At 67.2% G+C, this 11,452-nt stretch carries 11 protein-coding genes and 2 tRNA genes; all 13 read left to right on the top strand.

All coding sequences use genetic code 11. The features are described 5' to 3' along the window. Nucleotides 1–29 precede the first annotated feature (29 nt). Nucleotides 30–821, top strand: a complete 792-nt coding sequence (locus tag ACT53O_RS14525; RefSeq protein WP_476153197.1) for an inositol monophosphatase family protein — start codon at nt 30–32, stop codon at nt 819–821. Nucleotides 822–999: 178 nt separating this feature from the next. After that, the gene (locus ACT53O_RS14520) at nt 1,000–2,466 is read left to right on the top strand and encodes a M23 family metallopeptidase (protein WP_476153195.1); all 1,467 of its coding nucleotides are present in this window, start codon (nt 1,000–1,002) and stop codon (nt 2,464–2,466) included. 63 nt (nt 2,467–2,529) lie between these two features. Continuing rightward, nucleotides 2,530–2,601: transfer RNA gene (locus tag ACT53O_RS14515), tRNA-Thr, on the top strand. A 35-nt stretch (nt 2,602–2,636) separates the two neighbouring features. Further along, nucleotides 2,637–2,710: transfer RNA gene (locus ACT53O_RS14510), tRNA-Met, on the top strand. 289 nt (nt 2,711–2,999) lie between these two features. Continuing rightward, nucleotides 3,000–3,503: a hypothetical protein gene (locus tag ACT53O_RS14505; RefSeq protein ID WP_476153193.1), complete on the top strand. Its 504-nt coding sequence runs from the start codon at nt 3,000–3,002 to the stop codon at nt 3,501–3,503. 720 nt (nt 3,504–4,223) lie between these two features. Next, the gene (locus ACT53O_RS14500) at nt 4,224–4,700 is read left to right on the top strand and encodes a hypothetical protein (protein ID WP_476153191.1); all 477 of its coding nucleotides are present in this window, start codon (nt 4,224–4,226) and stop codon (nt 4,698–4,700) included. A 401-nt stretch (nt 4,701–5,101) separates the two neighbouring features. Then, on the top strand, nt 5,102–5,305 hold the full coding sequence (locus ACT53O_RS14495; RefSeq protein WP_476153189.1) for a hypothetical protein: 204 nt from the start codon (nt 5,102–5,104) through the stop codon (nt 5,303–5,305). A 101-nt stretch (nt 5,306–5,406) separates the two neighbouring features. Further along, the gene (locus ACT53O_RS14490) at nt 5,407–7,134 is read left to right on the top strand and encodes an ABC transporter ATP-binding protein (RefSeq protein WP_476153187.1); all 1,728 of its coding nucleotides are present in this window, start codon (nt 5,407–5,409) and stop codon (nt 7,132–7,134) included. After that, entirely contained in the window at nt 7,131–9,167 is a 2,037-nt protein-coding gene (locus ACT53O_RS14485; protein ID WP_476153186.1) for an ABC transporter ATP-binding protein, read from the top strand. The genes ACT53O_RS14490 and ACT53O_RS14485 overlap by 4 nt, the downstream gene beginning before the upstream one ends. Then, the gene (locus tag ACT53O_RS14480; protein ID WP_295775609.1) at nt 9,164–9,973 is read left to right on the top strand and encodes a sulfite exporter TauE/SafE family protein; all 810 of its coding nucleotides are present in this window, start codon (nt 9,164–9,166) and stop codon (nt 9,971–9,973) included. The genes ACT53O_RS14485 and ACT53O_RS14480 overlap by 4 nt, the downstream gene beginning before the upstream one ends. A 91-nt stretch (nt 9,974–10,064) precedes the next feature. Continuing rightward, nucleotides 10,065–10,514, top strand: coding sequence for a MaoC family dehydratase N-terminal domain-containing protein (locus tag ACT53O_RS14475; RefSeq protein WP_112930795.1), 450 nt, complete (start codon nt 10,065–10,067; stop codon nt 10,512–10,514). Next, nucleotides 10,511–10,924, top strand: coding sequence for a MaoC/PaaZ C-terminal domain-containing protein (locus ACT53O_RS14470; RefSeq protein WP_476153183.1), 414 nt, complete (start codon nt 10,511–10,513; stop codon nt 10,922–10,924). The genes ACT53O_RS14475 and ACT53O_RS14470 overlap by 4 nt, the downstream gene beginning before the upstream one ends. Continuing rightward, a partial coding sequence (locus ACT53O_RS14465; protein ID WP_476153181.1) for an FAD-binding protein occupies nt 10,924–11,452 on the top strand: 529 nt, incomplete at its 3' end. The genes ACT53O_RS14470 and ACT53O_RS14465, both read left to right, overlap by 1 nt.

Below are 11,452 nucleotides of genomic sequence, written 5' to 3'. Positions count from 1 at the left end.
GGCCACGGTAGTGCGCGTAGCGTGGAGGCATGGTGGATGCCGCGCAGTGGGAGAAGATCGCCGTCGACATCGCAGAGGAGGCGGGCGCGCTCGCGCGGCGTCGGCGGGCTGAGGGCGTCGCGGTGGCGGCGACGAAGTCGACCCTCGCCGACATCGTGACCGAGGCCGACCGCGAGGTCGAGCAGCTCATCCGCGACCGGCTGGCCGCGGCCCGCCCCGACGATGGCTTCCTCGGTGAGGAGTCCGATCCGCAGCCCGGCACGAGCGGTGTCACCTGGGTGGTCGACCCCATCGACGGCACCGTCAACTACGCCTACGGCATTCCGCAGTACGCCGTCAGCATCGCCGCGGTGACCGGCGAGGCGCGGCCCGAGACGTGGGTCGCGCAGGCGGCGGCCGTCTACAGCCCCGCCGTCGACGAGCTCTTCCACGCGCACCGTGGCGGGGGCGCCTGGCTCGGCGATCAGCCTCTGCGCGTATCAACGGTGACGGATGCCGGGGCCCTGCTCGCGACCGGCTTCGGATACGACCCCACCACCCACGACGGCGACCTGGCACGCGTGCGCCGGATGATGGTGCTCGCCCGCGACCTGCGTCGCGCCGGCGCCGCCTCCCTCGATCTGGCGTACGTCGCCGCCGGGCGGCTGGACGGGTACTTCGAGCGCGGGCTCAAGCCGTGGGATCACGCGGCGGGAGCCCTGCTGGTCACGGAGGCGGGCGGCGTCGTCGGCGGACGTCCCGGTGATGCGCCGGGGGCGGAGATGACGATCGCGGCCGGCCCGGAGCTGTTCACGCAGATGTGCGAGCTTCTGGAGATGTGAGGCGTCCACGGTTTGATAGGAACGTGGACCGTGTGTCCATGGCATTCCCAGCGACCACGATGTAGTGTTTACCCGATCGTTATCTTTGCCGGCCCGAACGGCGAAGCGATCCGAAGCCCGTAGTACGTCGTCGTGCGGAACCCCCCTTTCCGTGCGGCCCGACGAGAGCCTGTGTGATTTGACCCCCGACACCCCCGCGGCCGATGCCACGCCCTTGCGGCGAGCCAGCCGACGACCCGAGCCGGCCGCAGCGCCGACCGGGCCGGGTGCACTGACCCGCGCCGAGTACCGGCGCCTGGCGGCTCAGGCTGCCGCGGCGGAGCCGGCGGAGACTGTTCCCCTCGGCGCTCCCGCCGTCGTCGCCGAGGCGGCGCAGCCCGTGGCGCCCGTCGAGTCCGCGCCCGCTGAGCCTTCCCTCGCCGAGCCTTCCCCCGCTGAGCCTTCCCTCGCCGAGTCGGTCGTCGCCGACGTCGCCGCGGCGATCGTCGCCGAGACCGCCGTCGGAGCACAGCCCGACGAGGCCTCGCGCCGGCGTCTGCGCCGCGCTGCGCGGGCCGTGTTCGAGTCGGTGGCCACCGAGGACGCGTCGGCGCTCGACGTCACGCCCCACGCCGCGCCCGCGTCGCCCGTCGCCGTCGAGCAGGCCACGGATGCCGTGCCCGCTCCCGTTGCCGACCAGCTGCCGAACGATTCCGCGTTCGTCGCGGCATCCGAGCCGTGCGCCCTCGACGAGTTCGAGTTCGCCGCGCGGCTGTTCTCGTTCACGGGCGAGACGCCGGTGCAGCAGCCCTCCAGCGTGTCCGCCGAGCCGGCCCAGCCGGTTGCCGCCGCTGAGGCTGTCGTCCACGTCGCCGGCCGCCGCCGCCCGCGAGGTGCGGCGATCGCCAAGCGCGTCGCTGCGGCGTCGTTCTCCGTGGGAGTCATGGCGGTCGTCGGACTGCTCGCCGTGGGCACGACCACGCCGGCGGCCGCGATCGCTTCGGCATCCGAATCGTCGAACACCGCTGCGCAGCCCACCGCCGTCACCGCCAGTCAGAAGTTGACGAAGAGCTCGGATGCCGGTCAGATCCAGGCGTTCGTGGCTTCGGGAACGGATGCTCCGACGGCACTCGATCGCCCCGAGAGCTACAACGTGACGTCGATGTCGGAACTCGCCGCGGAGTCCGGCGTGCGCCTGTTCGCGAACACGTGGGTGAACGACCCGTCGTCGCCCATCCAATACCCGTTCCCCGTCGGTGTGCCGATCTCCGCGGCATTCGGTTCCATCGCCTATATGTCGGAGTTCGCCACGCCCCACAACGGAGTCGACCTGACCCCGGGCGAGGGTGCGGAGATCCACGCCGTCGCCGCGGGCACCGTGCGCATCGCGACCGAGTCCGGCGGGGACTACGGCGTGACCGTACTGATCGACCACATCATCGACGGCCAGCTCGTCTCCACCCGCTACGGCCACATGCAGTACGGCTCGCTGCAGGTCAAGGTCGGCGACAGGGTCACGGCCGGGCAGGTCATCGGGCGCGTCGGGCAGACCGGCAAGGCGACCGGGCCCCATCTGCACCTCGAGGTTCTGCTGGGGGGCACCACCCGCATCGACCCGATGCCGTGGCTGGCCGAGCACACCAAGCCCGGTCACACCGTCGGCTGATCCGATTCTGTCGGACGCTCCGGCTCTGATATTCTTTTCTGGTTGCCCCGCGAGGGGCAGCACGCCCCGATAGCTCAGTGGCAGAGCACTTCCATGGTAAGGAAGGGGTCGTCAGTTCAATCCTGACTCGGGGCTCGCAGCATCCACATCTCGCCGTGTGGGTGCGGCGCGGCGGGGTAGCTCAGTTGGTGAGAGCGCACGACTCATAATCGTGAGGTCGCGGGTTCAAGCCCCGCTCCCGCTACCGAGAGTGTTACTCGAACAAGTGGCCTTGAGATAAGGGATTTGCTTGTTCGGCAGACGAAGCGTCGGAGATTTCTCCGTCACTTTTTCGTTGGTCGTTGCAGAGCGCGGTCGCGCAGACTAGGTCCCTCGCCTGTGGCTTCATGCCCGGTTCAGTAGCAGCCTTGTGTGGTGGCGTGCGGGCGGCTCTGTACTGTAGGAAACATGTCGGGGCTCCGCTGGGGCGGCCCCGATACGCGCAACCCTTGCAGCGTCGAGCCCGACTATCGCGCCCGCTTATCGTGGGGTGCGTGGATATCGTGTTGCGTTCTGAAGACGTGGACCCAACTTCTCACGCGCTGGGCAAGGTCGGGCTACTGCCGCGTTTGCTGAGTTCGATATTTCTGGTGCTGTTCAGCCTTGCTGGCCTTGTGGGATGGGTAGCCTCCGGAGTGATTGCAGCATTCATCACGTCGTTCGCATTAGGTGTCGTGCTGGTCGGTTTCTCGTTTCGACCAAAGATATGGACGGACGCCGAGGCGGTTTTTGTGAGGTCATATTTCAGCACTCGGAGATTTGCGTTTATCGACGTGCTGACTTTCCATGACGTGCCGTACTCGGGGCTCTGGAATCGGGGGGCGGGCACGGAATCGTGGCTTAATTTCGGGATGCGTATGATCATCGTCATTCGCCTCCGCGGCTCTACGATTCCGTTCCCCGCGACCTTAAGCAGTCGGCGAACCTGCACGGCACTCGTCGCTGCGCTCAACGCGCGACTTCCCAACGAGGGCGGAGCAGATCGGACGCACGAATAGAGGGGCCTGAAGGCCGCCGTATCGGCAGATGGTCGAGGACGATCAGGGGCCCACGCTTGGCGACTGTGGCGCGAGGTGGCCCGGGGCGTCGTCGTAGGAGGCGTCGTATCTGTTCAGCAGGAGGGGTTGAGGCTCTCGGATTCTCACCGTGAGGCCAACCAGTTTCTGCACGTACACCAGAGGCGGCGGCAGGAACGCGGATGTGTTCGAGCAGTGGTGTGTTGGCTCTACTTCTCAGAGAGGTTAGCTCTGCCCTCGTCCGAGAATTCGGTCGATACGCCTGACGTTCGGCCGAGTCGGAGCGCGCGCCAGTCCGCGATCCTCGCAAGCGTGTCGGGGTCCGGTCGGTTCCTCAGTGTCGAACGCGTCGAAGGCGGCAGCCTCAACAACGACGTTCGGAACTTCGTGCCGCGTATGGCTGGGAGCATCTTCCCCGCTGTCACGGACGCAGCCTGTGCAGATGTGGGCGATGCGACCTATGCGTGCGGAGGTTCTCGCTGGGTTCACCGAACGATGCTGCCATCACAATTGGCAGCGTCATGATTTCGGCGGATGCGCTCGATCGTTTCACCAAGAATCCGTCGTCGCTGCAACACGAGTGGAATTACACTTGGCAATGGACGATGGGCGCAGGCGTCTTTCAGGTTGCATGGCTGGTAGGCGGTGGCGCGGCATGCTCGAACCCTATGGAGCAGATGGCGGGACTCGAGGGGACCAACCATGCGAACCAGTGTTGACAGGGTCTCGCGACGACCGCTCCCGGTGTTCCTGGGGATCGTTCTTACACTTGGCGTCGCCGCAGCGATCGTTGCTTGTGATCCGGTTCCCGATCCGCCGAACTGGTCCGCAAAGATCTCGGCACAAGGTGTCTCCCTAGCGTTCTGCGAGCCGCTTGTTGCCGACGAGCTGGGTGCGGACATCGAGCAAAGCTCGGGGAGTCGTTGGCGTGAGGTCTGGAGGGTGGACGGAACGATCCGGGCCGAAACGGGTGATCTCCTGCTCATGGGTGACAAGAAGCCCGGAATGACGAGCGATGAGTATCTCCGTGACGTCATTGGTCCGCGAAGCATCATCGTTGTGTTCGCATATCGCAATGGGCAACAAGTCGAGCGAGCGCTGTTCGACTTCTCTCAAGCCAGCGATGATCGTCCTTGGGTTCATTCTCAAGGTGAATCATCCCAACAGCCTTGCGGTTGAACGGTCACCGGCCTGATCCTCGTTCCTTCCTTGCAGGAACGACGGTAGACGACGAACAGGAAGTACTCTCCGCAGATGCGTGAGCGGGCGTTGTGGATGCTCGCGGAGGCGCGGGGCTGTCGGCGCCGACGAGTCGCAGGTACGCGCCCATCTCCTGGACGTACTGATCGCGCTGCGCCTCGGTGAGACGCCGAGGCGGCTCGTCGCTTTGTATCGCCGATGGGCATCGTCCGACGACTTGATGGCGGATGTGATCCGATCTCACGTCCTCGAGCCGATGACGGCACCGTCCACGGACATCCGCCGCCAGCTCATCGAGATCGCGATGTCGATCCTGCGCCTCATGCAGTCGGAGGAGGGGACCTTCGTCTTGCGAATGAGCTCTGAGCGGCAGAGGCGACTTGGCATCCGACTGCAACGCGGACCTTCTGCTGCACACGATCACGGGATCCGTGCTCGTCAGCAGCTTGATGGCGATGGCGCCCGAGGTCGCAAGCGAGACCGCGGATGCCGAGGAGTACTGCGGACGTGTCGTCGACCAGGTGCTGCGCGGCTCCGCGCCCGCACTCACACACGCTGACGGGGAGCCTTCCGCGACGGTGTGACCGGCGGACTCCGAGGCGCGGTTCGCAGCACGCGACGAGTGCATGTCCGAGCCCGGCGATAGCATGAACCGTTCCCACCCGGCCCGTAGACGGAGCTCCTCATGCTCGGAAAACTCCTCGTCCGTTATCTCTGGACGTACAAGTGGTGGCTGCTGGGCGTGCTCGTCTTCCAGTTCGCCTCGGCGATGGCTTCCCTCTACCTGCCGCGCCTGAACGCCGACATCATCGACAAAGGTGTCGCGGCGGGCGACACCGGATACATCTGGTCGCGGGGCGGTTTCATGCTGCTCATCGCGCTGGGCCAGATCGTCGCCTCGGTGATCGCGACGTTCTTCGCGGCGCGCGCGGCGATGAGCGCCGGGCGCGACATCCGCCGCGACGTCTACGACAAGGTGAGCGGCTTCTCCGAGCGCGAAGTGTCGTCGTTCGGTGCGGGAACGCTCATCACGCGCAACACCAACGACGTCCAGCAGGTGCAGATGCTCGCGATGATGGGCGCCACGATGCTGGTCACGGCGCCGCTGCTGGCCATCGGCGGCGTCATCATGGCTGTCCAGCAGGATGCCGCGCTCAGCTGGCTCATCGCCGTGGCCGTGCCGACGCTGCTGGTGATCGCCGGTTTCATCATCAGTCGCATGGTGCCGTTGTTCCGCGAGTATCAGGGCAAGCTCGACGGCGTCAACCGCGTCATGCGCGAGCAGCTCACCGGTGTGCGCGTCGTCCGCGCGTTCGTGCGTGAACGCATCGAAGAGGCCCGGTTCCGTGTCGCGAACACCGACATCATGGTGGTCGGACGCAAGGTCGGCTCGCTGTTCGTGCTCATGTTCCCGCTGGCGATGCTGGTGCTCAATCTCACCGTCGTCGGCGTCATCTGGTTCGGCGGCATCCAGGTGGATGCCGGCGACGTGCAGATCGGCACCCTCTTCGCCTTCATGCAGTACGTCGGTCAGATCCTCATGGGCGTGCTCATGGCGACGTTCATGACGATCATGATCCCGCGCGCCGCCGTCTCCGCAGATCGCATCGGAGAGGTGCTCGACTCGACCGACGCGCTGCACCGCCCGGCGCGACCGGTCACGGCGTTTCCCGACCTCGGCGCCGTCGAATTCGACGATGTCACCTTCAGCTACCCGGGTGCCGAAGCACCCGTCCTCGAGAACATCTCGTTCCGCGCCGCCCCCGGACAGACCGTCGCCATCGTGGGGTCGACCGGTTCGGGCAAGACGACGCTCGTCTCTCTCATTCCCCGACTGTTCGATGTCACCGGCGGAACCGTGCGGGTCGGCGGCGTCGACGTGCGCGAGGCCGACCTCGACGAGATGTGGCGGGGCATCGGCTACGTCCCGCAGCGCGCCTTCCTCTTCACCGGTACCGTCGCCAGCAACCTCCGATTCGGTCGTGAGGACGCCACCGACGACGAGCTCTGGGACGCGCTCGAGATCGCGCAGGGCCGTGACTTCGTATCGGAGATGGACGGCGGACTCGATGCGCGCATCGCGCAGGGCGGAACCAACGTCTCGGGTGGCCAACGCCAGCGCCTGTCGATCGCCCGCGCGATCGTGCACCGGCCGCATGTGCTCGTATTCGACGACTCCTTCTCGGCGCTCGACGTCACCACCGACGCGCGACTGCGCCAAGCCCTGTGGCGCGCGCTTCCGGACGTGACCAAGATCGTCGTCGCGCAGCGCATCTCGACCATCGCGGATGCCGATGTCATCGTGGTCCTCGACGACGGTCGCATGGTCGGCATCGGCACGCATGATGACCTCTTGGCCGGCAACGAGACGTATCGAGAGATCGTCGAATCGCAGTTGGGAGTCGACGCATGAGCGCGCCGAACACCGCCGCCCTCTCCGAAGAGGAGCGCGAAGAACTCGAGCTCGCCGAGCAGGCCCGGCTCAACTCCGGATCCTGGGATTCCGTCGCCCCCGGCAAGGCCGCCAACTTCGGTCGCAGCTTCGTGCGGATGATCGGCCTGCTCGCCCCGTACAAGTGGGCGTTCGGGTTCGTCTCGGTCCTCGGCGCGGTCGGCGTCGTCCTCGCCGTGATCGCGCCGAAGGTTCTCGGTGAAGCCACCAACATCCTCTTCGAGGGGGTCGTCTCGGCATCCCTCGCCGCCCAGTTCCCCACGGGCGCGAGTCAGGCCCAGGTCGTCGACGCCCTGCGCGCCGCCGGGCAGAACGACATCGCCAACATCGTCTCTGCGATGCACGACTTCCAGGTCGGCGCCGGAGTCGACTTCGAGCGTCTCAAGTGGGTGCTCGTCGCCGTACTCGCCATCTACGTCGTGTCGGCCGTGCTCACCTGGCTGCAGGGCTACGTCATCAACGTGATCATGGTGCGCACCATGTGGCGGCTCCGCGAGTCGGTCGAGGCGAAGATCAACCGTCTGCCGCTGTCGTACTTCGACCGGGTGCAGCGCGGCGAGCTCATCTCGCGCGTGACGAACGACATCGACAACATCACCCAGACCATGCAGCAGTCGCTGTCCACCGCGGTCACCAATGTGCTGACGGTCGTCGGTGTGCTCATCATGATGTTCTCGATCTCGTGGCAACTCGCGATCGTCGCCCTCATCGCGCTGCCGCTGATGGGCGTCATCTTCGGAGTCATCGGCCCGAAGTCGCAGAAGGCCTTCGCCACGCAGTGGCGCAAGGTCGGCCGGCTCAACGCACGCGTCGAGGAGTCGTTCTCCGGTCACGCGCTCGTGCGCGTGTACGGCCGTGAGAAGGATTCGCGGGAGAAGTTCGAGCAGGAGAACGAAGAGCTCTACCAGGCCGCGTTCAAAGCCCAGTTCCTCTCCGGGCTGATGATGCCGGCGATGATGTTCATCGGAAACCTCTCCTACGTCGGCATCGCCGTGCTCGGCGGCCTGATGGTGGCCTCCGGCCAGCTGCGGCTCGGTGACGTGCAGGCGTTCATCCAGTACTCGCAGCAGTTCACCCAGCCGCTGTCGGAGCTCGGCGGCATGGCCGCCGTCGTGCAGTCCGGAACGGCCTCGGCTGAGCGCGTCTTCGAACTCCTCGACCAGGACGAGCAGGAGCCCGATGCCGCCGACGCGCCCGCCCTGCGCGAGGGACGCGGCGTGATCGAGTTCCAGAACGTCGCGTTCTCGTACAGCGCCCACAAGCCCCTCATCCGCGACCTGTCCTTCCGCGTCGAACCGGGCCAGACCGTGGCGATCGTCGGCCCGACCGGAGCCGGTAAGACGACGCTGGTGAACCTGCTGATGCGCTTCTACGAGCTCGACGGAGGCCGCATCCTGCTCGACGGACAGGACATCTCCGAACTCACCCGCGACGATGTGCGTTCGCGCACCGGCATGGTGCTCCAGGATCCGTGGCTGTTCGCCGGAACGATCCGCGAGAACATCCGGTACGGCAACGAGCAGGCCTCCGACCTCGAGATCGTCGAAGCCGCCGTCGCGACCCGGGTCGACCGCTTCGTCCACTCCCTTCCCGACGGATACGACACCGTGCTCGACGAGGACGCCGCCAACGTCTCGGCGGGGGAGAAGCAGCTCATCACGATCGCGCGTGCGTTCGTCGCCGAGCCGAGCGTGCTCATCCTGGATGAGGCGACGAGCTCGGTCGACACCCGCACCGAGCTGCTGCTGCAGCACGCGATGTCGGCGCTGCGCGAAGGACGCACGTCCTTCGTGATCGCCCACCGTCTGTCGACCATTCGCGACGCCGACCTCATCCTCGTGATGGAGCACGGCGACATCGTCGAGAAGGGCAGCCACGACGAGTTGATCGCCGCGGAGGGCGCCTACTGGCGTCTCTACCGCTCGCAGTTCGAGCAGGCCGCCGCCGGCGCCGACGACCCTGCCGCCGAGGTCGGCACCGGGACCGACGCGTGAGCGCGGCCGCAGCCGCGACGCCCGCCCGGCGCCGCGACATCCGCTTCGTGCTGGCTTGCATCGGGGTCGGGCTCGCTGCCGGACTGCTGTCGGGGCTGTTCGGCGTCGGCGGCGGCACGGTCATCGTGCCGATGCTGGTGCTCCTGCTGCGCTTCGACCAGCGGCTGGCCGCGGGCACGTCGCTCGCGGCCATCGTGCCCACGGCATCCGTCGGTGTCGTCTCCTACGCCCTTCACGGGTCCGTCGCGTGGATCCCGGCGCTCATTCTCGCCGCCGGCGCCGTCGTCGGCGCGCAGATCGGCTCCTGGCTGCTGGCACGCATCCCGCAGAACGCGCTGCGCTGGGGGTTCGTGGGCTTCCTCGTCGTCGTGATCGTGATGCTGTTCATCGTCGTCCCCTCGCGCGACGCCGCACTCGAGCTCACGGTCGCATCCGGCATCGGCTTGGCGGTGCTGGGGCTGTTCACGGGCGTGATGGCGGGCTTGCTGGGTGTCGGCGGCGGGGTCATCGTCGTTCCCGCGCTCATCTTCCTCTTCGGTACGAGCGACCTCATCGCGAAGGGAACCTCGCTGCTCATGATGATCCCGACCGCCATCTCGGGCACCGTGGGCAACGTCAAGCGCCGCAACGTCGACCTGGTCGCCGCCGCGCTCGTCGGCGTCGCGGCCTGCACCACGACGGCTCTCGGTGCCTGGATTGCCACGCTGCTGTCGCCCCTGGTCGCCAACATCCTCTTCGCCTGCTTCCTCACCTTCATCGCCGCGCAGATGGCGGTGCGGGCCATCCGCGCTCGTCGCGCGCGCTGACGCGTTCATCCGTCCCGAATCGTCGCCACGGCGGGTTTGATGCGGCCCCTGCGGGCGGACGAGCGGGCAGCGCCGTCGATAGGATCGAGTGGTGTCAGTGAATCCTGAGCTGGTGGGTCGCGTCTTCCCGCCGACCGCTTCCTATCTCGTGGGCCGCGAAAAGGTGCGCGAGTTCGCGCGGGCCGTCTTCGCCGACGCCCCTCAGCACGTCGACCCCGCCGCCGCTCAGGCGCTGGGCTACCGCGACGTCGTCGCACCGCCCACCTTCGCGATGGTCGTCCAAGACCTCACGATGCAGCAGCTGCTGGCCGTCGAGGACTCCGGCATCGCTCTGGAACGTACCGTGCACGCCGAGCAGCGCTTCCACTACAGCCGTCCGATCGTCGCCGGAGACGAGCTCACCGCGCAGCTCAGCATCACCGGCATCCGCCCCTTCGGCGCCGGAGCGATGGTGACCAGCGAGGCGGAGATCACCGACGCCGACGGCGCCCACGTCGTCACCGCGACATCCATCCTGCTCATCGGAGGCGAGGTCTCATGACATCCGCAGCCCTGGAGGTCGGCACCGTCGTCGCCGAGCGCACCGTGCACTTGACCCGCGAGTCGCTGGTGCGCTACGCGGGCGCATCGGGTGACTTCAACCCCATTCACTATCGCGACGACGTCGCCGAACGCGTCGGTCTGCCCGGGGTCCTCGCGCACGGCATGCTGACGATGGGCCTCGCCGTCGAGACCATCGTGGAGTGGCTCGGCGACGCCGGACGCATCGTCGACTACGGCGTGCGCTTCACACGTCCCGTCGTCGTGGATGCCGAACACGGAGCCGATCTCTTCGTCTCCGCCAAGGTCGGCACGGTCGACGACGAGGCAGTGCGCATCGACCTCACCGTGACGTTCGGTGACACGACCGTGCTCGGCAAGGCGCAGGTGCGCGTGCGCCACCAGTCCTGATGGCCGAGATCACGCCGATTCCGCTCGCCGACCTGACGACGCTCCGCGTCGGGGGCACCCCCCTGCGGATGGTCGAGGCCCGCACCCGCGACGAGCTCGTCTCGGCGCTGCGAGAGGCCTGGTCGCAGGGTGAGCCGTGGCTCGTGCTCGGCGGCGGCTCCAACCTGCTCGCCGGCGACGAGCCCTTCGACGGAACCGTCGTGCTGATGCGGACCTCCGGCATCGAGCGCGTGGAGGGTGCTCGGGAGGGTCACGTCCGCCTGCGCGTCGAAGCGGGGCACAACTGGGACGACCTCGTCGAGTACACCGTCGCGGCAGGCCTAGCCGGGATCGAGGCGATGAGCGGCATCCCCGGATCGGCCGGTGCGGCCCCCATCCAGAACGTCGGGGCGTACGGCCAGGAGATCGTCGAGACGCTGGTGGAGGTCGAACTGCTCGATGAGGCGACCGGTGAGGTGGAGACCGTCTCTGCGGCCGCCCTCGAACTGGGCTTTCGCACGTCGGTGCTCAAGCAGCACTACGGTCGCG

This window comes from Microbacterium sp. DMC48 (genome assembly GCF_056313825.1).
This window is presented reverse-complemented; position numbering and strand designations above follow the sequence as displayed.